Origin of the sequence: Methylophaga frappieri (assembly GCF_000260965.1) — a bacterium.
In the GTDB taxonomy this organism is placed as follows: Bacteria; Pseudomonadota; Gammaproteobacteria; order Nitrosococcales; family Methylophagaceae; genus Methylophaga; species Methylophaga frappieri.
Genome location: NC_017856.1, coordinates 1 through 19,946 on the forward strand (window position 1 = coordinate 1; position 19,946 = coordinate 19,946).

The 19,946-nt window shown below is 47.0% G+C and carries 23 protein-coding genes; 8 read left to right on the forward strand and 15 right to left on the reverse strand.

All coding sequences use genetic code 11. The features are described 5' to 3' along the window. Positions 1 to 133 precede the first annotated feature (133 nt). The 3 genes from Q7C_RS00005 to Q7C_RS00015 are packed head-to-tail and all read left to right on the forward strand — an operon-like array spanning position 134 to position 1,132. Entirely contained in the window at positions 134 to 523 is a 390-nt protein-coding gene (locus tag Q7C_RS00005; RefSeq protein WP_014702639.1) for a 4a-hydroxytetrahydrobiopterin dehydratase, read from the forward strand. A 13-nt stretch (positions 524 to 536) separates the two neighbouring features. Continuing rightward, positions 537 to 743, forward strand: coding sequence for a DUF6494 family protein (locus tag Q7C_RS00010; RefSeq protein ID WP_014702640.1), 207 nt, complete (start codon positions 537 to 539; stop codon positions 741 to 743). Between the two features lie 2 nt (positions 744 to 745). After that, complete coding sequence (locus tag Q7C_RS00015) at positions 746 to 1,132, forward strand: DUF2237 family protein (RefSeq protein WP_014702641.1); 387 nt, start codon at positions 746 to 748, stop codon at positions 1,130 to 1,132. Between the two features lie 6 nt (positions 1,133 to 1,138). Here the strand turns inward: Q7C_RS00015 and Q7C_RS00020 are convergent, their stop codons facing one another. The 5 genes from Q7C_RS00020 to fae all read right to left on the reverse strand — a co-directional run bounded on the left by Q7C_RS00020 (position 1,139) and on the right by fae (position 5,761). Then, complete coding sequence (locus tag Q7C_RS00020; protein WP_238532327.1) at positions 1,139 to 3,097, reverse strand: DNA repair helicase YoaA; 1,959 nt, start codon at positions 3,095 to 3,097, stop codon at positions 1,139 to 1,141. Then, positions 3,067 to 3,963: an E3 Ubiquitin ligase gene (locus Q7C_RS00025; RefSeq protein WP_014702643.1), complete on the reverse strand. Its 897-nt coding sequence runs from the start codon at positions 3,961 to 3,963 to the stop codon at positions 3,067 to 3,069. Before Q7C_RS00025 ends, Q7C_RS00020 begins: the two co-directional genes overlap by 31 nt. Then, positions 3,963 to 4,538 (reverse strand): LemA family protein, encoded by a 576-nt coding sequence (locus Q7C_RS00030; RefSeq protein WP_014702644.1) that lies wholly within the window; start codon positions 4,536 to 4,538, stop codon positions 3,963 to 3,965. Before Q7C_RS00030 ends, Q7C_RS00025 begins: the two co-directional genes overlap by 1 nt. A gap of 28 nt (positions 4,539 to 4,566) precedes the next feature. Continuing rightward, positions 4,567 to 5,088 (reverse strand): hypothetical protein, encoded by a 522-nt coding sequence (locus Q7C_RS00035; protein WP_041366763.1) that lies wholly within the window; start codon positions 5,086 to 5,088, stop codon positions 4,567 to 4,569. A 124-nt stretch (positions 5,089 to 5,212) separates the two neighbouring features. Then, positions 5,213 to 5,761: a formaldehyde-activating enzyme gene (fae, locus tag Q7C_RS00040; protein ID WP_041366765.1), complete on the reverse strand. Its 549-nt coding sequence runs from the start codon at positions 5,759 to 5,761 to the stop codon at positions 5,213 to 5,215. A gap of 128 nt (positions 5,762 to 5,889) precedes the next feature. Between fae and Q7C_RS00045 the strand changes: the two genes are divergently transcribed. Beyond that, positions 5,890 to 6,279, forward strand: a complete 390-nt coding sequence (locus Q7C_RS00045; protein ID WP_014702647.1) for a group II truncated hemoglobin — start codon at positions 5,890 to 5,892, stop codon at positions 6,277 to 6,279. Between the two features lie 2 nt (positions 6,280 to 6,281). Beyond that, a complete protein-coding gene (locus Q7C_RS00050) occupies positions 6,282 to 7,028 on the forward strand; it encodes a competence/damage-inducible protein A (protein WP_014702648.1) in 747 nt (248 codons plus the stop codon). Here the strand turns inward: Q7C_RS00050 and Q7C_RS00055 are convergent. Continuing rightward, the gene (locus tag Q7C_RS00055) at positions 7,013 to 7,927 is read right to left on the reverse strand and encodes an AEC family transporter (protein WP_014702649.1); all 915 of its coding nucleotides are present in this window, start codon (positions 7,925 to 7,927) and stop codon (positions 7,013 to 7,015) included. The two genes, Q7C_RS00050 and Q7C_RS00055, sit on opposite strands and share 16 nt — an antisense overlap. Positions 7,928 to 8,118: 191 nt before the next feature. Between Q7C_RS00055 and Q7C_RS00060 the strand changes: the two genes are divergently transcribed. Both Q7C_RS00060 and Q7C_RS00065 read left to right on the forward strand, forming a co-directional pair. Next, positions 8,119 to 10,017, forward strand: a complete 1,899-nt coding sequence (locus Q7C_RS00060) for a bifunctional diguanylate cyclase/phosphodiesterase (protein ID WP_014702651.1) — start codon at positions 8,119 to 8,121, stop codon at positions 10,015 to 10,017. Between the two features lie 6 nt (positions 10,018 to 10,023). Next, a complete protein-coding gene (locus Q7C_RS00065; protein ID WP_014702652.1) occupies positions 10,024 to 10,689 on the forward strand; it encodes a transglutaminase-like cysteine peptidase in 666 nt (221 codons plus the stop codon). Here Q7C_RS00065 and Q7C_RS00070 read toward each other — a convergent pair. Next, positions 10,686 to 11,894 carry a TolC family protein gene (locus tag Q7C_RS00070; protein WP_041366278.1) on the reverse strand — a complete coding sequence of 403 codons (1,209 nt, stop codon included), beginning with the start codon at positions 11,892 to 11,894 and terminating at the stop codon, positions 10,686 to 10,688. The genes Q7C_RS00065 and Q7C_RS00070 overlap by 4 nt on opposite strands. A 56-nt stretch (positions 11,895 to 11,950) precedes the next feature. Continuing rightward, positions 11,951 to 14,746 (reverse strand): SNF2-related protein, encoded by a 2,796-nt coding sequence (locus Q7C_RS00075; protein ID WP_014702654.1) that lies wholly within the window; start codon positions 14,744 to 14,746, stop codon positions 11,951 to 11,953. 95 nt (positions 14,747 to 14,841) lie between these two features. Here Q7C_RS00075 and Q7C_RS00080 point away from each other — a divergent pair, with 95 nt between their 5' ends. Continuing rightward, entirely contained in the window at positions 14,842 to 15,417 is a 576-nt protein-coding gene (locus tag Q7C_RS00080; RefSeq protein WP_014702655.1) for an IMPACT family protein, read from the forward strand. On the opposite strand, the gene Q7C_RS00085 is transcribed toward Q7C_RS00080, so the two are convergent. From Q7C_RS00085 to Q7C_RS00115, 7 genes are all read right to left on the reverse strand, one after another. After that, entirely contained in the window at positions 15,414 to 16,049 is a 636-nt protein-coding gene (locus Q7C_RS00085; protein WP_014702656.1) for a class I SAM-dependent methyltransferase, read from the reverse strand. The genes Q7C_RS00080 and Q7C_RS00085 overlap by 4 nt on opposite strands. After that, on the reverse strand, positions 16,049 to 16,786 hold the full coding sequence (locus Q7C_RS00090; protein ID WP_238532328.1) for a DUF445 domain-containing protein: 738 nt from the start codon (positions 16,784 to 16,786) through the stop codon (positions 16,049 to 16,051). The genes Q7C_RS00085 and Q7C_RS00090 overlap by 1 nt, the downstream gene beginning before the upstream one ends. Further along, positions 16,771 to 17,055, reverse strand: a complete 285-nt coding sequence (locus Q7C_RS00095; RefSeq protein ID WP_014702658.1) for a hypothetical protein — start codon at positions 17,053 to 17,055, stop codon at positions 16,771 to 16,773. The genes Q7C_RS00090 and Q7C_RS00095 overlap by 16 nt, the downstream gene beginning before the upstream one ends. A gap of 20 nt (positions 17,056 to 17,075) precedes the next feature. Continuing rightward, a complete protein-coding gene (locus Q7C_RS00100; RefSeq protein ID WP_014702659.1) occupies positions 17,076 to 18,368 on the reverse strand; it encodes a M18 family aminopeptidase in 1,293 nt (430 codons plus the stop codon). Between the two features lie 66 nt (positions 18,369 to 18,434). Then, on the reverse strand, positions 18,435 to 18,884 hold the full coding sequence (locus Q7C_RS00105) for a hypothetical protein (protein WP_014702660.1): 450 nt from the start codon (positions 18,882 to 18,884) through the stop codon (positions 18,435 to 18,437). Between the two features lie 27 nt (positions 18,885 to 18,911). After that, the gene (locus Q7C_RS00110; RefSeq protein ID WP_014702661.1) at positions 18,912 to 19,343 is read right to left on the reverse strand and encodes a hypothetical protein; all 432 of its coding nucleotides are present in this window, start codon (positions 19,341 to 19,343) and stop codon (positions 18,912 to 18,914) included. Further along, positions 19,333 to 19,806 carry a YcgN family cysteine cluster protein gene (locus Q7C_RS00115; protein ID WP_014702662.1) on the reverse strand — a complete coding sequence of 158 codons (474 nt, stop codon included), beginning with the start codon at positions 19,804 to 19,806 and terminating at the stop codon, positions 19,333 to 19,335. The genes Q7C_RS00110 and Q7C_RS00115 overlap by 11 nt, the downstream gene beginning before the upstream one ends. Positions 19,807 to 19,946 lie beyond the last annotated feature (140 nt).

The window sequence follows — 19,946 nt, forward strand, 5'->3', positions numbered from 1 at the left end:
ATCAATTTTGGTTGATAACAAATCCTGCAGATTTTTGATGATGTTGTATTTAAAACAGGATCGGGCGGTCAGTTCCGTTTTGCTGTCTTGGATGAGATTGATACACTCAAGAAACTAAATTGGAGGAAATAAAATGTCTGAATGGCGTGAACAGGAAAAAGAGCGAACTTATAATGATGACGAGGTGACGGCACGCCTCGCTGAGATTCTGCCACATTGGTATTTGGAAAATGGCTGGATTCGCCGTAAATATAAGACTAGTGGCTGGAAAAGTACGTTGATGGTCATTAATACGGTTGGGCATTTGGCTGAGGCGGCCTTTCATCATCCAGATTTGACGGCATCTTATGCCTTTGTGATTGTTAAGCTCACTAATCATGCAGCCAAAGGTATTACGGATAAAGATTTTGAATTAGCTCAGAAAATCGAAGAAGTTGTGATGTGGCAACCTGGCCTGGATGACGGTGCACTTGTTGGTACCCCGGATGATGCCCGCTTCAAATACATTAAGTACGATAAATAGAGGCTGCCTAATCATGAACTCAGAAACCCTATCGCTGGAAATACGTCAGTTTCTTAAAAAGGTGGGTATTACGTCTCATCGTGAGATTGAGCAGTCTATTCAGGCGGCGCTTGAGTCTGGGCAGATTACCGATAATGCCACCCTCTCCATCAAGATGCATTTAACGATTCCTGAGTTAGATATGCATCATCATGTGAATAGTCAGCTTCATTTGGAGTAACCATGCTGCGCTCTGTTCAAACCAAAGCGTTAAATGTGCTTGGCGAGCCATTGCAGGATTGTAGTCATACGCCGTTGACCGGTTTTTTTAGAGACGGGTGCTGTAATACCAGTGAAGACGATCTTGGCTCTCACACAGTTTGTGTGTCAGTTTCACAAGCCTTTTTGGAGTTTTCCCGGTTTCGGGGTAATGACTTGGTGACGCCGATTCCAGAATATAACTTTCCGGGTTTAAAGCCGGGCGATCGTTGGTGTTTATGTGCTGCAAGATGGCTGGAGGCACATCAAAATCAACGGGCGCCTCAGGTTTACCTCGCCAGCACACATCAACGGGCAACCGACATCATTCCCCTCACTTTATTAAAAGAATATGCTCTTGACTTAAATTGAGGGCATTTAATGAGTGGCTTGGTCGACAGATTTTTCTGTCAGAAAATCGGCCACGTCTTGAATATTTTGTGTGATCGGCATGGCTGGTAAACTGCGTAAAAACACTTTACCGTAAGGTTTATTCAGTAATCTTGGGTCACACAAAACCAACACACCATAATCACGGACATCACGAATTAACCTCCCTATGCCCTGCTTTAACTGAATAACAGCGGATGGAATTTGTATGCTACGAAATGGGTTGCCACCATGCATTTTCAGCAGATTGATACGGGCCTCTAAAACCGGGTCACCTGGTGACGCGAATGGAATTTTATCAATTAACACGCAGCGTAAGGCGTCCCCCCGCACATCAACCCCCTCCCAAAAACTGCTGGTGCCGAGCAAAACGGCGTCTCCCTGTTCCCGAAATCGCTCAATCAGTTGTGCTTTACCCCCACTCCCCTGCACCAATAAGGGATGGCCGCAGTCTTTTAAGGCTTCAGCCACTTCGTAGAGCGCCCGATAGCTGGTAAATAATAAAAAGGTTCGACCGCCGCTCAATGTGATGACCTGTCTGGCGACATCGGCAATATGTTGATTGTAATTAACGGATGCGGGCATCAATTTTGTTTCGGGTAAAAAGAGTAAGCTTTGCTGCTGGTAATCGAAGGGACTCTCCCAGCTAACCGTTTCTGCATCGTCAATGCCAAGCTGTTGTTTAAAATGATTAAATTGACCCGCTACGGTTAATGTGGCTGAGGTAAATATCCAGGCTGCCGGTTTGTCATCAAGCCATTGCTGAAACGGCCCACTGATATCAAATGGGGTAGCGTTTAAAATAAAGCCACTGAGTCGATTATCCAGCCATAAGACGTGATCGCTAGGTTCAGCGTTTGCCTGAAAGTATTCCAGTAAATCAAGCAGGCTTTCAGCACGTTGATGACATTGGCTTAACCCTTGACTGCGCGGCGAGGCTTGCTCAAGTTCTTCAGCCAGATTTGTTAACGCTTGGGCGACGGCATCCAGCAGGTTTTGTTGGGTTTCATCGCCTTCTCCAGCAAACCAGGGACGACGAAGTACCTCGCTTCCCAAATAGACCCTGAGACGTTGTAAAACCGTCTGCAGTTTATCTGATGCCGTTGCAATACTTGGCATATCGGAAGCCTCGGCGTGCATTTCTTGCGTTGCATCCCGACATAGCTCAGTAATTTGATGACTGCTTAACCTTAGCCCCAAAAACTGGCTGGCAATGCCGGGTAGCTGATGTGCTTCATCAATAATATAGGCATCGGCAGTGGGTAAAACCTCACCCTGCCCCGCTGTTTTTAAGGCCAGATCTGACATCAGCAAATGGTGATTTACAACGACAATATCGGCCTCCTGCGCCCGACGCCGTGCTTCAGCAACAAAGCAGTGCTGATATTCTGGGCATTGCGTGCCGAGACAATTATCAACTGTCGAAGTGACCCGTGGTAGCAAATGGCTATCAGCGTCTAATAATTGCGTGTCAGACAGATCCCCGTGATCACTTTGTTCTGCCCATTTTCTCAGTTTGCTGAGTGTAGCTTGGTCATTGAGCAATGAATCGTCTGTTTCTGCCAGTCCCAAACGGTGATGGCAGAGATAGTTGCTGCGACCTTTAAGAATGGCAGTCATCAGTGGCACATTTAATGTTTGTCGTAGAACCGGCAAATCACGCTGATAGAGTTGGTCTTGGAGATTCTTTGTGCCCGTTGAAATAAAGACTTTTTGTCCCGACAGCATGGCTGGAGCTAAATAAGCAAAGGTTTTGCCTGTGCCTGTGCCTGCTTCAGCAATAAGCAGGTTGCCGTTGCTAAGTGTATTGGCAACGCGTTCGGCCATTTCCTGCTGCGCAGGGCGAGGTTGGAAGCCTGTTATTTGTTGAGAAAGCACACCATCTTCATTGAAAAGTGCCGTCAGCTCATCCCGCATCAGCCAACCTGTCGGATTTGTAACGCCCATACCCAGAGACTGCCGCAGCACAGGAAACCAATCAGGGCAGCCCAAAATTGTACTTGATAGCGGCGACGTAATTTGGCTTCAGGAATGACTGAAATCAGATAACTGCTTCTGCCGGGGCCCTTGCCAAGCAGATGAATGGCATCCGGTTGCATTGTTAAATGTTCGCGTCTTACTTGGGCATTGGCAGCAGCAACAACGCGTTGCCATTCTTTATCACTGAAGCGACCATCTTTATTGGTATCAAATCTGGCCAATAATTGATTCAGGTTTTGTTTCCACTCTCTTAACAATAAACTGACCTGCTCTTTCAGCATCATCTGTGTAGCAGCCTGAATAGTTTGAAACCAGCCAATCGCATAAAGCTGCTGCCCTGGCACAATAGTGCGCTCACTATAACGTCGATTTCGATTAACGGGATCGCGCCAGCGTCGCTGTTTGACATGCATTATTTCTGCGTCATCGGGGTCGACGACACATTGGCCGCTGCCGTCATTTAAATAAAATAATGCATCACTGCGTTGACGTTGTATGGTCGACCATCTGGTTCGTTCTCGGCTGCCATTCAGCACAGTTTGGCGTTGCTCGATAACGTATTCATACCAGACACAATGACGCCCGGATACCGGTGATACAACAGGAGAGCCAGGCATGAGCTCAGCGCTACCAGCCAGTTCTATGCAACCTTGATGAGCGGACCGAATTTTTGAGGTTGGTTTACCACTGAGCAGTCGAATACGCTGCAATGATTGAATCAAATAATAAAAACAGCCTGCACCGATGCCGATAATCAGCAGGCTGGCTAATGTAAATTCACCTGATTCTAATGAACGAATGATACCAGCCAGGATATTGCGTACATTTTCCATTAACGATTAAACAATGCGCCCAGATCCACATCAGCGGTTTCGCTTTCACTGAACTCTAGCAAGTCAAAAGCACGGAACCGAAACAGACGCGCAATCACCAAGTCTGGAAATTGTTCGATCTGGATATTGTTAATATTGACGCTTTCGTTATAAAACTCGCGGCGATCGGCAATCGCATTTTCCAGGCCACTAATACGTTGTTGCAGGTGTTGAAAGGTCTCATTTGCTTTCAAATCAGGATACGCTTCAGCAACAGCGAACAGATTACCCAGACCAAGACGCATTTCAGTTTCGGCAGCGCCCAGTGCCGGAACATCGCCATTTGCCTGCGCGGCAGACACGGCTGCTCTTGCCTGCATGACTTTTTCCAGAGTTTGTTGTTCAAACTGCATGTATTGGCGACAGGTTTCCACCAGTTTGGGCAGTTCATCGTGACGCTGTTTTAATAGCACATCGATATTGGACCAGGCTTTTTTGACGTTGTGTTTGAGGCTGACCAAATGGTTAAACATGATGATGGCATAAACAATAACCACCACCAGTAAACCCCAAAAAATAAATTCACTGATTTCCATATTCGTCTCCGTGACCTGCTTGATTTAGTTAACCTGCCTGATTATCCCAAACGGATAATTCGGACCCATTTTCGGTGGTCCAGACCCGATCACCAATAATTTTAAACTGCGCGACGGACATACCGCCGCGTTTTTTTTTGCCCGTGTGTCGTTCTAATGCCGTTTGAATATCATGTCGGCTGGCATAATACATTTCGGTTGGCTGATACTGATCATCAAACAGCACCAGGATCACCGCTTCCCATTCCTGTTGTAAATTGATTTGGCCAATTTTTGGCGTGGTATTCCGACTCTCTTCAAACAAGGTTCGGCCTTTAATGACAAGCCGTTGATCGGGCCAGTGTTGATGACCAATCGCATCAAATCCGGCTGCGGTATCATCAATTAGTTTGAGCCCAAGCGCTTTGGCTGCGTCAAATCGTGCAATTTCGCCGGTAACCGGCAAGCTGGTGCCGGTGGTTTGTCGATAGCGCGCAGCTAACTGACGGGTTTCCCGCATCAGTTTGTCCATGGAATATAAGTCTTTGCCTGCGACGGTTGACTGGCTCATAGCGGCATTATACACAGCAAAAAAAAGGCCTGTATGCATCTGCATACAGGCCTGATAAGGTTACGAGGATTAACGACAATAGTTAAGACCTCACACCAAGACAATTAATTCCGAATTAACGAAATTACTTTTGTGCGTCCAATTCTTTTTGGTAGTACTTGTGAACCAGTTTGTCTTGATTTTCCAGAAGATAATCAATGCTAGGTTCATTGTTCATTGCTTTTTCGATAGCACGACGGGTAGCTTCACGGTGAATGTTAAACAAGGCAACGTGATCCAGATCTTCGACAGTCGTGATGCTTGGGTTCAACCAAACTGAGACGATAATGCCTAAGTCATTGGCTTTTTCTTTAGGGATCGTACCGTTACGGACGGCATCCAGTACGCCGTTGGCTATTGCGCCTTGAACCGTACCCATCAGGATATTGGTGTAAGCGGTTTTTTTCACCGTGACTTTACTGACCATCAATGTGGCAGGACGAACCTGCATGTCTGTGTTCATTAAAGCCAGAACCCGTGAGTGTCCCTGTACCTGGTCACCCATTAAGTTGGCAAACGCGGTGCCAAACGGACCATCCAGTTCACCAATAACGACTTCTGGTTCTGCAGCGGTAAATGGGGGCCCGCCGGCAACCAGAGATTCACCGGTACGCATGATGATTTTGTCACTCATCGGATTTTGCTCCTTTGATTGTGAAAGAAATCGGCCATTATCCCGGCCACGAAACATAGCCGCAAGTCGGCGCCACTTTGAGATATTGCTGTAGACAGCTAAAATACTGGCTTTAACAAGGTTTAATTATGTCAGAAATTGCCACACCCTATGAGCGAATTGGCGGTGAAGAAGGTGTTCGCCAATTGGTGCGTTACTTTTATCAAATTATGTCGGATACGCCGCAGACCAGTTTGGTTCGTCAGATGCATCCGACGCAAATCCAATCCAGCGAAGATAAATTATTCTGGTTTCTGAGTGGCTGGATGGGCGGCCCTCAATTGTATGTTGAAAAATTTGGCCATCCCAGATTACGTGCCCGGCATCTGCCCTTTTCAATTGGTATTGAGGAACGTGATCAATGGTTGTATTGCATGGCTCAAGCGTTAAAGAAAATGAACTTGGAGCCGCTGTTTGCCGAACAATTGATGTCTTCATTTGTTCAAACAGCTGACTTTATGCGTAATCGACCGGAGTAGAGATGGCTATTGGTGCATTGATTATTGGTGACGAAATACTTTCAGGCAAGCGACAAGACAAGCATTTTGAGTTTCTTAAGTCGCTCCTGGCTAAACGTGGACTTGAATTGGATTGGGTTCATTTAACCGGCGATGATCCCCAACAGCTTGAACGCAGCATGCGATTTGCCATGCAAAGCGAGGATATCTTTTTTAGCTTTGGTGGCATTGGTGCCACACCGGATGATCGGACGCGGCAAACCGTCGCCAAAGTGGTCGGGGTTGCCATTGAGCCGCACCCAGAAGCAATTCGATTGATTGAGCAAACCTATGCTGAGCGTGCCTACCCTAATCGGGTGTTGATGGGGCATCTGCCTGTGGGCGCAACGCTCATTCCCAACGCCGTAAATAATGTCGCCGGGTTCAGTTTTGCTTCTGGCCACTTCATGCCAGGATTTCCCGAAATGGCATGGCCGATGTGCGAATGGGTCATGTCACATCACTATGCTGACTTACGTGATACGCGCCCTGCTTGCGAACAAATCATCTATGTCATTGGGGGACGTGAGTCAGATCTGTTGTTCATTATGCAAAAAATAGATTCGGATTTTCCGTCACTCAAACTATCCAGTCTCCCCTGCCTTGGCGAACCGCCACATATTGAAATGAGTTTGCGTGGTGCGGCAGAACAGGTTGAAAAAGCCATGACACTGCTTAAACAAGCGATAACCGAAACTGGATTTACCTGGCAGGATCAGCTTACCCAGTAAAACCAAACCGGCAGCGTTGCCAGACAGAGTATCGTGGTCAACGCAACAGCCGCCGCGTAAAGACTTGAGTCCAAACCATATTGTTCACAAATGACAAAACCAAACACCATGGTCGGCATTGCCGCTGCCAAGACGACGGTCATGCCAACTTCGGGTGTGACGGGCATGAACTGGACGATACCCCACACGACCGCTGGTGCCAAGACGAGTGAAATTAACGCAACCGGCAAAAGCAGCGGTAATAAGCGAAAGTGAAAGCTTTGCCAGCGAATGCTCATACCAAGTGCAATCAGCATCAGCGGCACAACACCACCTGATAGTGTGGCCAGGGCATGATGCAATATCTCAGGTCTGGGTACTTGCAACAAATTCAACATCACGGCGAGTGTGACCGCCCATAAAGGCGGAATTCTCAGCAATGCTTTCAATGGATGGAGTGACACTTCTTGGTCGCCAAAATGGCGTGCCAACAGGATGCCTGCCGTCATTAAAACGGGCGTGCACGCAAACAGATCATACTGCAAAATCAATGAATTAGACCAACTTCCTAAAGCTTGGTCGAGAACTGGCAGCCCCAAATATGTGACATTGGGGAAGCTCGCTGCCAATAGCAGTGCGCCAGTCTGGGTCTGGCTGACGTTCAGCCAGCGCAACACGAGCCACATGGCAAACATTGCCGAAGCTAATGCAGACAACGCAATCAGAGAAATTTGCACTGATCCGGCATTGAGATCAGTTTGCCAGATCACATCAATAATCAAGGCAGGCAGGAGAATATAAAACACCAGATCAGTTAAAGCACGGCGATGTGCAATCGAGGAAATATGTTGTGGTGCAAATCTGTGCCACAACGCGCCACAGGCGATTAACACGGCCATTTGTGTCAAAACACTGAACATGGATTTCGGACTGTCTGATTTAAAACCACGATCCTAGCAATCTGCCTGATAAAACGAAAGCAAACAAACTGGTTTTACCAGCCAAAAACGCTTGCTCTGCCTGAATTGGCAGCGTATTGTTAAGCCTAATCAGTGGCCGCAGATGTGGCTTTTTTTCATGTTCTTTCAATCGCCTGGGACGGGGTGGTGATATGTCACTTTCAAAGCAGTTATTTCTTCTTGTTACGCTGATTTTTGTGATTGTGTTTGCGGTCAACTTTACCCTGAGCATGAATAATATTCGCAGTTATCTTCAGGTGGAATCAGAAATTCATGTTCAGGATACCGCTACCTCCTTAGGTTTATCGCTTAGTCCTCACATGACCGATGAACAGGATCCCATACTGCGTACGATGATGAATGCGATTTTTGATACGGGTTACTATCGTGAAATGCGCTTGGAAAACATTGACGGTGAAGCGTTGGTGACGCTGACTAATCCGGTTGAGATCGAGGGAGTGCCAGACTGGTTAATTACGTTGCTACCGATTGAAACAGCAACAGCGGTATCTGAAATCAGCTCAGGCTGGACGATTAGCGGTACCTTACATGTGAGCAGCAACCCTGGGTATGGGTATCTGAAGTTATGGCAACAGTTCAGATCAACATTATTTTATAGCCTGCTGTTTTTCCTCGGGGCAATGGCATTGTTGTACGTTGTTTTACGGTTGACCCTAAAACCCTTGAATGCAATTCGCAGCCAAGCCAATGAAATCTCTGCGGGTAATTTTGTGCGCATCGAAAAAATGCCGTGGACCACGGAAGTCCGTGAAGTCGCGCAATCAATGAATAGTATGTCAGGCAAAATTGGCGGCATGATTGCGCGATTAAATGCCAAACTAGAGAATCTGACAGACAGTTTAAAACGCGATCCACTGACCGGGCTATTCAATCAGCAAACCTTTACCGAAAACATGAAAAGTGCCTTGGCGGATGGTCAGCAAGGTCATGTGCTGTATTTAAAATTTGATGATTTGGCAGGCATAGTCCGGGATCGAGGCAAGCAAGGGGTGGATCAGTTACTCATCGACTTTGCCGATATGCTTAAGCAGCATGCGCTCGCCCCTGCTCAGTCTTATCGTCTGTATGGTTCTGAATTCGTCGTCTTATCACCGGGTACCGACAGTGGCAGCATTCATCTGTTTGCCAAAAAGTTACAACAAGCAATTCATAATCTCGGGCAGCAATATCAAGAGAGTGATTTATTGCATATCGGTATTGTCCAATTCGAGCGTAGCAGTGAATACGCTCGGTTATTACCTGCCGCTGTCGAGGCCTATGAGCAAGCACGATTGATCGGCAGTAATGCGTATTTTGTGCGCCAGGATTCACTCAGCTCTATTAACGAGCAAGGCTGGAAAACCGCTGTTAAACGTGCGATTGAACACAATACACCAGAAATCACCTTTACCAATCAGGCCCATAATTATGAGACAGAAGATCCACGTCTGGTAATGATGGAAGCCTTTACGCTGGTCACAGATGTCAGCGGCCAGACGCTGCCAACAGGGACTTTCTTCTCGATGGCCGAAGAGTTTGCCTTGGTTGAACAGCTGGACCGCACGATTGTGAATAAGATTCTGACGACAATGGAACATCAGCAGGTTAACAGTCCGGTCACCATTAACTTGTCCATGCATTCCGTTGCCTCTCCAGCGTTCCGTCAGTGGTTACGCGAACGACTTGTCACCTTTTCGTTACCAGCGCACTTGCTGGTCTTTAGTGTGACGGCCTATGCTGCGGCGAAACAGCTGCCTGTTTTTGCAGAGTTTGGCGTATTTGTTCGACGTTTAGGCGCAACTACCCTGCTCAAACGTTATAGCAGTGATGTGATTCCGGTAGAAAAAATCAAAGAGCTGCAAGTGGATTATGTGCGTTTGGCGCGCGATTTGACTACCGATATCCATCAGCATAGTAGCAAGCCGGATTTCCTCGATATTATGCAGGAGGTTTCCAGTTTGCTTGAAATCAAAATTCTGGTGGAAAGTGTCAGCCAAGATGAAGATTTCCACTATGTGCGTCGGATTGGGCTGTACGGTATTAGCCGTTAACAGTCAATGAATCGCAGCAGGACATTCCGTAACCTGATTGGCGGGTTTTTGCTTTGCCTTGCCATGTTGTCATGGCCGTTGGTTGCAGATATTCGTTTTTCCGAACCTTTTTTAAAGAAAATTGAAGAAAAACATAATCGCTTTTCTCGTTTGCGTTTTGAAGAGTGGCAAAGCCTGATGGATGACGCCACGGATCTGTCTGAGCAGGAAAAACTCAACGCCGTTAATGCGTTTTTTAATCGTAATGTGCAGTTTATTGATGATCTGGCGTTATGGGGAAAAAAAGATTATTGGGCAACACCTGCCGAAATGCTGGCTATTGGTGCAGGTGATTGTGAAGACTATTCCATTGCCAAATATTTCACCTTGAAAGCGATTGGCATTGATGAAGAAAAACTACGGATTACTTACGTAAAGGCGATTGAACTGGATCAGGCGCATATGGTGCTTACCTATTACGAAACGCCACGTTCAATGCCATTAGTTTTGGATAATCTGGTGATTGATATTGAACCCGCAAATCGCCGGCCAGATCTGATTCCTGTTTATAGTTTTAATGGACGTGGTTTATGGCTGTCCAAGTCTCGCGGTACCGGGCAACGGGTTGGTGATGCATCTCGCTTGTCACTCTGGGAAGATCTCGTTAACCGAATGCAGGCAGAAGACTTTTAAGGCATGATGCCCAGCGTCTGATTAATTTGGGCTATGGTTTGATTGATTTCAATCTGCGTCATTTGGAGTTGATTTCGGGTGGCGTTATGTTCTGCTTCAACAAGCAATAAAGTCCGTAAGTCAATCTGACCAAGATCGAAACTTTTTTGCTGTTTGTGCTGATACGTTTCACTGAGAGAAAATTGCGCTTGGAGGCGTTGCTGCTTGTCTCTCAGTGCAGAGAGCGTATCACGTTGATGTAATAAACTACTTTCTAATCGACGCTTGAGCGACTGACGCGCCACTTCAATATTTGCGAGCTTTCTGCCAACTTCTGCGACAGAAGCTTTGGCATAATTTGTTTGCCCAATAGGCAGAGAAATACCGAGGCCTAGACTGTTGTTAAATGGCTCAGATCCGCTACCTCGTTCTCGTTTAATCCCAAGTGAGAGATTTGGATTTTGCTTGGCGGTCAAAGAGGTACTAGCCATTTCACTATGCAGGATAGTGATTTGTTGGCTGAGTTCAGCTAGCAAGGGATGATCGACCGTAATTTTTAACGATGATGGCAGGCTTTCAACAACATTGTCGGGTAGTTGTCGTTGAGCAGTAAGGTAATAATATTGGTTGATAGCTTGTGTCAATTCCGCTTGGGCTTGAAGATGATCATTTTGAGCTGCCATGCGATGTTGTTCGGCAATGAGTTTGTCCGTCGTCGCTAAATAGCCTTTTTCGGCCTGTGCTTTAACCGTTTCGAATAATCCTGCTGCATTATCTCGGCGGATTTCCGTTTGTCTGACGCGAGCCGCAGCATGCACCACTGTCCAAATATGTTGTCGAACCTGTCCAGCAGCTTGTAAACGATGTTTTTGTTGATAATAAGGTAACTGATTGCTCAACTCCTGAGCCCAGTTTTGTTGTCTACGCTGTTCACCAGATAACCAAATTGGTGCAGAAATACTCGTTTCCCATTCTTGCAAACCATTGCTACTGCCAATGGCATCGTTATAGTGAAATAAATTGAGACTGGCCGGTTCTGCAAACCAAGTTTTTGCGCGTTCAGCATACGCATCAGCGGTATCTATTATGCTTTGTTCAGCAAGTCTTTCGGGTGCCTGACGAAAGACATAATTTGTGAGTGACGTTAAGGTGACAGGGTTAGGCTCTGCCTGACTGATACCTGCGCTACCAAACAATATAAGTACACCTAAAACGTTCCTCAGCATGGTTATCTCCTCAGCATAATATCTTCATCTGTACACTTTTTTGTGGCGTATAGCTGTTAATTATTGGTCACAATAATGACTCGGATCGCATCCAGACGCCATTGGCCCGTTGAAATTGCCGATAACAGCTGTGATTGTCTGTGCTGCCATAAGCTTATCTCAGCCTTTAGCGAGTTTCCTTGAATAGATTGCAGTGTTTCCAATCGGCTGACTTCTGCGTTTATTTCCTGCTCGACAGCGTGATTTGCCGAGTTTATCCATTTTTGAGTATCGTGCTGTAAGGTCTGCCAAGTTTGACGAATTAACAGTTCAATTTGGTTGCGGGCATGACTCACCAGTTGTCTTGCCGTGGGTTTATCAATGCGTCCAGCGAGCGGATCTAATATTTCGCTAGGCAAACTTTCAGTCAATTGACGGCCCTTTTCATCTAGGACTAAACGGCGATATTGGCAAGGTAAATAGCGTTGGCTATGTAATCCGGGTGGTGCTGGAATATCAAAATAACAAAGTGATTCGATGAGTAACGTACCAGCAGGAAATCGTTCGTCTGTTAATGTGCAAAAAGCGGTATTACCCAGCTCGTGACTTAAAACGGTATCAATCGCACTACGAATTAAGGGGTGTTCCCAACTAAAAAAAGCGATATCTTCACGTGACAAGGCTTTGTGCCGTTGAAATGTGCCGGTAATGCCCTCTTCAGGTAACGCGGGTAAATCTTGTTGCTGCATTTGCTCGCTTGGCATCAGAATAACGGTATCAGCACTGTGTGACTGATGATCTATACCAAAGGCATCACAGAAATCCGAAATAAAGTCAGCCAGTTCAATTGGTCTGCTGGCAGATTCCAATTCGGCTAGCAGGTTTTCTGCCTCGGCTGGATCAAAAGAATGCCATGCCAGTAGTTTCTCGCGGCCTGTCTGTTCCTGCGTTTTTAAGATTTGATATTGCTGGCGTGTTTCACGGATCAACGCCTTGATAGCAACATCATCTTGGGGCGAAACCATGACAGACTGTAATTGTGCCGAAAATTGTTGGTAGAGATTTTCGCCGATGGTCTGTACCTCGCTGAATGCATCCATCCCCTTGTCATACCAATCAAGCAGGTGATGTTGTGCACTATGTTCGATATAAGGAACATGAATGGTAACTGGGTGACGCTGACCAATGCGATCTAGGCGACCAATGCGTTGCTCCAGAATATCCGGATGCTGAGGCAGATCTAAACAAACGAGGTCATGACAGAATTGAAAATTACGACCTTCACTACCGATTTCAGAGCAAATCAGTAATTGAGCACCGGATTCTTGCTCGGCAAAATAAGCGGCTGCCCTGTCGCGCTGTAGCAAACTCATATTTTCATGAAAAACGGCTGTCCGCAGACCATGACGAACGCGTAAAAAGGCTTCCAGTTCGCTAGCCATTTCTGCCTGCTGACAAATCAGCAACGCTTTTGCTGGTTTAAACGACTGTAACCAGCTGAGCAGCCAATCAATCCGTGGATCTGACTCAGGCCACGGTTGTTCTGTTGTGTCTTCTGGTAGCGGATACCGTTGTAAAATGCGTTTGGGAAAGTCCCCTACATTTTGGCGGGTATTGCGGTACAGCAAGCGGCCAGTACCAAAGTAATCGAGGAGTTGTCGAAACGCTTGTTGTCTGGCGATTGCAAAGGTTTCCGGTTCGAGCAATTTTTGTAAGGTGTGTTGATCCAGCTTTTCAGTCAGCGCATTGAAATGCGTTGACTGCATCAAACTTTGAACATCAGTTGCAGTCAACAAGCACTCAATCAACATCGTAATCTGTTGATAAGCCTGTTCTTCCTGCTCAAATTGGGCCAAGCTGGAAAATCTAGCCGGATCCAGCAGCCGCAATCGAGCAAAATGGCTGGCCAGTCCGGTCTGCTGCGGGGTGGCGGTCAACAGCAGTACTGCTGGTACAAGCTCACTCAGTTTCGCCACTAATTGATAATCTGCACTCGCCTTTTCGGCCTGCCATTGCAGATGATGGGCTTCATCAACAACCAGCATATCCCATTGAGCGTCGGTTACTGCCGAACTAATAACAGTGTCAGACAGCAGTGTTTTCATGCTGGTCAGAATCAACTGATTACTTTCAAAAGGGTTTTCGCCACTATCATGAATTGCGGTAAATCGCTCGGCATCAATTAAGGTGAAATGCAGATTAAATCGACGCAACATCTCAACCAGCCATTGATGTAATAACGGCTCAGGCACAATTACCAATACCCGGCGGGCTCTGCCAGCCAGCCATTGTTGGTGCATGATGAGACCGGCTTCGATGGTTTTTCCCAAACCAACTTCATCGGCTAACAGCAATCGTGGAGATAAACGCTGGGCAGCCTGTGCAGCAATGTATATCTGATGTGGTAATAATTGAACTCTGGCACCCATCAGCCCATATAACGGACTTTTTTGGCTGAGATGGTCATATTCCAGTGCTTTGCGACGCAATACAAATTGTTTGTTTTTATCGATTTGACCAATAAATAAACGTTTACCGGGATCACGAAATTGAATGCTATTTTGCAAATCTTGTTCTGGCAAAACCTGTAACGTGCCTTGGTCGTTCTGACAGGCATAAATCAGGCAGTTATTATGCTCCTGATAATCTTGCACAATCAGTTGGTTACCAGACTGATCAAATACAATGTCATTGGGCTCAAAACGAACACGAGCTAAAGGGGCGTTATTGACGGCGTAGCGGCGAATAGCATCAGCAGCCGGAAAGCTGACTTCGATAGAACGTCCCTGCACTTCACTAATACAACCTAAACCCAGTTCAGACTCGGTATGACTGACCCAACGTTGACCAACAGCAAAATTTTCTTCCGGCAAAATGGCTTCCTGTTTATCGAGAATAGGTGAATGGCGTAGTACCGCGGGGCAGATATGTTAAATTGTCTGTCTGTTTTTGCCTACAACAAATGTGCATGGAAAATGAAGCTGTCATTTTGGCCCGGCCTGCGGTTGCGGACTTTGAAATAAAAAAATCCCGGTTTATTGGTATTGCCCTGTCCTGTGACAGCGAGCAGCATGCGATGCAGCAATTACGACGATTAGCTGGTGAACACAGTCATGCCAATCATTTGGCATTTGCGTGGCGAATTCGTCAGACACAAAGTGGCTTGAATGAACGCTTTTACGATGCTGGCGAGCCATCTGGCACCGCTGGCCGGCCGATTCTCGCCCCAATGCAGGGTATTAATTTAATTAATGCCGTTGTTGCGGTTGTTCGCTATTTTGGCGGCGTCAAGTTAGGCACAGGCGGTTTGACGCGGGCCTATGGTCAAGCTGCCAAGGATGCGCTGGCTGCGGCTGATATCCAGCGATGGGTACCCATGCAGCAACTGCAACTGACGATTGAATACAGCCAGCTACAACGACTCGAATACCAACTCAAACAATGCCAGGGGCAAATGCTGGATCAACAATTTACCGATTTAGTCACGGTAACGGTTGAGCTGCCTGCTAGTGAATCTGCCGATTTTCAAGCGCAGTTTGGCTAACGGCTAAACAGGATCAGTTTCTGGTCATTCTCTAAATGGCGAAAGCCAATCTGGTCTCGAATCCAGTGCAGACTTTGCTGATGGTAAAAAAAAGCATGCGTGGCATCATTTTTGTAATGCCATTGCTTGAAATCAAGCTGCTCGTGAAATAGCGATGTCATGCAGTATAAAACCCCGCCAGGTTTGAGTAATTTTCGTAACAGGGCAAAGCTTTCTGCCGGATGATGAAAATGTTCCATGACCTCACAACAAATTATAAAGTCATATTGTCGTGACAAAGCGATTTTATCTGGCTGAAAAAAGGGATCATAGCCGATTATCTGGTAGCCCTGACGAGTCAGTTGATGGGCGACAACGGGCCCCGGGCCTGCACCGAAATCCAGCCCGATGTCCGTGGATTTTTGTCGTTCGAGAATGGCTGTGGTGACTGGGGCGGTAAATGCCTGATAACGCGGATCATCGACTTCGTTTTGATGGGTTTGATAAAGTGCCAATTCCGCGGCTGGTGTAGGCAGGCTTGCGACATCAAGCTGAACGGCATGACAGTGCAAGCAGGCTTCATAGTGGCGTTTTTGTACTGTAAAAAAATCACTAACCGGACTGTGGCAAAGCCGACAAAAAGAAACCGACATCAGATCATGAAGCTACTGATTAAGCCTATTATGCCGCCAAAAAAACCACCCCAGACGACTAACCAGCCAAGGTGCGCATGAATCATTTTCTTGATGATGTCCTTAACCATGTCGGGGGTCAGTTCAGCAAGTCTGGCATCAACAATGTGTGCCACTTGTTGCTTTAGGGCTGGTGCTTGTGTGGCGTATGCCAATTGATCATGAACCGCTTGTTGAACGGCATCACTTTGCGCAATATCAATAAATGCCAATTGCATTTTATCAATAAAAGGCTGTTTCAACGGCGCCAACGCCTGCTCCCCGCCGAACATGGTTAACATGCCACCAAACGACGACGCCTTGATAGTCTCGGTTAGAGAGTCCCAGGCAGGTGTTAAATCGGCATGTTCAATGATCTTTTTGAAATCAATGGTTTGCGGATCCAGCTGCAATGTGCGGCTAAATCGGGACAAATGAGCCTCAGAAAAGAACTGCTGCATCAACAGATCTGCAATCGCCTGTCTAAAAGCCGCAAATTTCAGCATGATAACCCCGGAACCATATAATCCAGGGACGCGTTCGAATAACATATGGACAGCCAGCCAGTTGGTGACTGCCCCAGCGAGTGCAAATAAGCCTGTCATCATCACGGGTAACTGCCAGGCTGCCGGCAAGAACCAGCCTAAAGCGATTAACAATAGCGCAAGAAGATTGGTGATCAGGCTTTTGCTTAACATACCAATTAGTTGTTTAGCCAACCGGATAAAGCCGTCACGATTTGTTGTGCCTGATCGCGACTGGAAATATTAAATTTTGAGCGTTGGCCGTATTCACCGTTACGTTTCTGATAGCGGCGAATGGTGTATTTATCGGGGCCGAATTCACCCGTTTTACGATCCAGATCCTGATAGCGAAACAGGATGGTTGTCCAAGCGCCTTTGCTAAGTACCACCTTGTCCAACTCCTTAACAGTCATGAGCTCACCCTCATGATAGCTGACGGTCAGTTCTTCAACTGATTCTGACATAGTTAAATTATCCTTATGATTTAATTAAAAAAGTAGTTAAGTGCAGAATAGAGATAATAGGGATCTTGACTGCCTGCTAACTCTCGAATTGAATGCATGGCAAAAGTGGGAACACCGATATCAATCGTACGTATGCCGATTTGGCCGGCGGTTAATGGGCCGATTGTGCTGCCACAGGCCATATCTGTGCGAACAACAAAATCCTGAACGGGTACGTCAGCCTGCTGGCAAAGGTGACGAAACATGGCCGCAGTTTCACTATTTGTGGCATAACGCTGATTAGCATTGGTTTTGATGACCGGCCCCCTGTTCAGGAGTGGACCGTGTGCTGCATCATGTCTATCAGCATAATTCGGATGAATTGCGTGGGCATTATCCGCCGAGATCAGCCAGGAATTCGCGATCATCCGGGCGTATTGCTCCGGTGTTTGAGTTAAACGCTGTAACACCGATTGCAGGAAATTCCCCTGTGCGCCAGATGCTGACATACTGCCAACCTCTTCATGGTCATTGCATACCAGCATGGCAGGACGATTTGATGCTGTTAATAATGCTTGCAGACCGGTGTAGCAACTTAACAGGTTATCCAGCCGGGCGGCACTGATAAAGTCGTTGTTGAGACCGGTAAAGCCAGCTGGCTGGGTATCGTACAACGCAATTTCGTAATCCATGACTGTGCCGATGGGATGATCCGCATGTTCCGTACGGATTTGTTGTTCCAGCAACGCACGAAAATCAGGCTGCTCGCCCGGCTCCGTATGCATAATAATTGGCGGCAAGTGTTGCTGTGGATTAATACTCCGGTTTTGATTCGCCTCCCTGTCCAAATGAATTGCCAGGCTCGGTATGACCGCCAGTGGTTTCTGGAAATTGATCAGAACGTGTTGTAACTGGCCCTTTTGATCGAGATAACTGACCCGCCCAGCCATTGATAAATCACGATCAAACCAAGGATTCAATAAAGCACCGCCATAGACTTCTACGCCAAGCTGCCAAAGTTGTTGGCTAACATTTTCTGGACGGGGTTTGACTTTCAGGCAAGGACTGTCGGTATGTGCGCCCAATAACCGCACCCCCTGCTCTGCCAGATTACACGCTTCAGGCAACGTGAACGCGATGAGTGAAGAGCCATTGCGGATGATGTAGTAACGCCCGGCAGCCAGCGTTCCCCAAGCGGCTTGTTCCGATAAAGGTTTAAAGCCTTGCTTGCCTAATTCAGCGACCAGTGACTGGACGGCGTGAAAAGGCGTTGGGGACGCGTCCAGAAAAGAAAATAAATTTTGGTTAAAAGTCGTGCTGTTGTCTACCATCATATGCTCAATGAAACCCGTTTGTCAGGGCGCACAGTGTAACGATTTTTCAGAGAAATCACAGTGCATTCAATCATCTTGAATAACTTGACCACGATAAATCCGTTTGCTTTTTGTTGCTGGCTTAAGACTGGAATCTGGTTGTGGCTTGGTATCGATAGCGACGGCAAACTTCTGACCCCGATAAACACGTTGTTGCATTTCAGGCTGGGGAGCATCAATGGGCTGACGTCGAATACCGAGACGACTAAAAATATCTTGCTCCGCTGCGATGTTAGCCCGGCTGCTGAGAGGCATTTGTAATGCACTATTAAATTGACAGGCCTGAATAGTCAGCTTTGGCAGCATATCGGCGACGTCCGCACCTCTGGTGGTACCGCAGGACATAGCCACAATTCGGCCCTTATCAAAGACGACATGACATGCCTTATTATCAGTTGTAGTTAAAAATAATGTGCCCGAATCCCCTTCAGCACAGTGACGGAGAATAATGCAGAATAATTCGGTTGTTTCCAGCATAAAGCCCCTTTACCAAAAAATGGCGATTCAGGATTCCTCATCGGCTTCATTGCACTCTTTTTTACGCAGACGCTTTGCCAATCCACCATGTAATCGGCATCTATCGGCGAGCGCCCCCATTCCCCAAGCTTCAGGTGGTCGAATTGCCACGCTGCGTTTACAGAGTTTGCCACCGGGTAAACGTGCTCCGCAAGCGGGACGATAGCGTTTTACTTTTTCCCAGCCTTCCAACGTTTGATGTGCTTTGCGAATTGCTTTGACATCACGGGCTGAAAGCTGGTCTTGAATGACAGGTTGCGTGGTCTGATCTGTTTGCCGCCACCAATAGCGAACTACGGGTACCGGCAGCCCAAAGCGGCGGGCTAGATCATCCGGTTTTCTGAAAATTTCTCGTTCGAGCAGAAAGATCGCGGCCGCTTCTAGGCGTGCCGTAAAGTCACGGCTTTGTTCAGGTGTCATGCGGGTAATGGGGTTTACGAAGGGCAATGACCTCTTCGGTAATATCGTCAACTTGATGTTCAGGAATCGCTACATCTCGAATCGAAATCCCCGCTCTGACCACGGATTGTGGATCGCCACTGACTAACGGGTGCCAATTTGGTAAAGGCTCGCCTTCTGCTAGCAAACGATAAGCGCAGGTATCCGGCAACCAATCGAAATAATGGGCATTGGCGATACCAAGTTCAATGCATTCTGGCACCCGTTGTTGACGATTTGGATAATCACTGCAGCGGCAGGTATCAATATCGAGCAAATTACACGCCGCACGCGTGTAATACATTCGACCATCTTGCTCATCTTCCAGCTTTTGTAAGCAACAGCGACCGCAGCCATCACACAAGGATTCCCACTCATCGTGGCTCATTTGGCTCAGACGTTTATGTTTCCAGAATTCGGTGGATGTTTTATGCTGGGCGGACATGGCAAAGACTCTTTCACATTTGGCATTGCTTGGATTCGTGGTGTTCATTCAATACGCCGCGTTATGATGTCCGGATGATTTGGCTGCACCCCGAAACCAGCTTGCACAAGATAGCAGATATTCCTATTCGACAACACCAA

Coding starts and splice junctions, on each gene's coding strand:
- Q7C_RS00005 (WP_014702639.1), top strand. CDS start 134: ATGTCTGAATGGCGTGAACAGGAAAAAGAGCGAACTTATAATGATGAC.
- Q7C_RS00010 (WP_014702640.1), top strand. CDS start 537: ATGAACTCAGAAACCCTATCGCTGGAAATACGTCAGTTTCTTAAAAAG.
- Q7C_RS00015 (WP_014702641.1), top strand. CDS start 746: ATGCTGCGCTCTGTTCAAACCAAAGCGTTAAATGTGCTTGGCGAGCCA.
- Q7C_RS00020 (WP_238532327.1), bottom strand. CDS start 3,097: ATGGGCGTTACAAATCCGACAGGTTGGCTGATGCGGGATGAGCTGACG.
- Q7C_RS00025 (WP_014702643.1), bottom strand. CDS start 3,963: ATGGAAAATGTACGCAATATCCTGGCTGGTATCATTCGTTCATTAGAA.
- Q7C_RS00030 (WP_014702644.1), bottom strand. CDS start 4,538: ATGGAAATCAGTGAATTTATTTTTTGGGGTTTACTGGTGGTGGTTATT.
- Q7C_RS00035 (WP_041366763.1), bottom strand. CDS start 5,088: ATGAGCCAGTCAACCGTCGCAGGCAAAGACTTATATTCCATGGACAAA.
- fae (WP_041366765.1), bottom strand. CDS start 5,761: ATGAGTGACAAAATCATCATGCGTACCGGTGAATCTCTGGTTGCCGGC.
- Q7C_RS00045 (WP_014702647.1), top strand. CDS start 5,890: ATGTCAGAAATTGCCACACCCTATGAGCGAATTGGCGGTGAAGAAGGT.
- Q7C_RS00050 (WP_014702648.1), top strand. CDS start 6,282: ATGGCTATTGGTGCATTGATTATTGGTGACGAAATACTTTCAGGCAAG.
- Q7C_RS00055 (WP_014702649.1), bottom strand. CDS start 7,927: ATGTTCAGTGTTTTGACACAAATGGCCGTGTTAATCGCCTGTGGCGCG.
- Q7C_RS00060 (WP_014702651.1), top strand. CDS start 8,119: ATGTCACTTTCAAAGCAGTTATTTCTTCTTGTTACGCTGATTTTTGTG.
- Q7C_RS00065 (WP_014702652.1), top strand. CDS start 10,024: ATGAATCGCAGCAGGACATTCCGTAACCTGATTGGCGGGTTTTTGCTT.
- Q7C_RS00070 (WP_041366278.1), bottom strand. CDS start 11,894: ATGCTGAGGAACGTTTTAGGTGTACTTATATTGTTTGGTAGCGCAGGT.
- Q7C_RS00080 (WP_014702655.1), top strand. CDS start 14,842: ATGGAAAATGAAGCTGTCATTTTGGCCCGGCCTGCGGTTGCGGACTTT.
- Q7C_RS00085 (WP_014702656.1), bottom strand. CDS start 16,049: ATGTCGGTTTCTTTTTGTCGGCTTTGCCACAGTCCGGTTAGTGATTTT.
- Q7C_RS00095 (WP_014702658.1), bottom strand. CDS start 17,055: ATGTCAGAATCAGTTGAAGAACTGACCGTCAGCTATCATGAGGGTGAG.
- Q7C_RS00100 (WP_014702659.1), bottom strand. CDS start 18,368: ATGATGGTAGACAACAGCACGACTTTTAACCAAAATTTATTTTCTTTT.
- Q7C_RS00105 (WP_014702660.1), bottom strand. CDS start 18,884: ATGCTGGAAACAACCGAATTATTCTGCATTATTCTCCGTCACTGTGCT.
- Q7C_RS00110 (WP_014702661.1), bottom strand. CDS start 19,343: ATGACACCTGAACAAAGCCGTGACTTTACGGCACGCCTAGAAGCGGCC.
- Q7C_RS00115 (WP_014702662.1), bottom strand. CDS start 19,806: ATGTCCGCCCAGCATAAAACATCCACCGAATTCTGGAAACATAAACGT.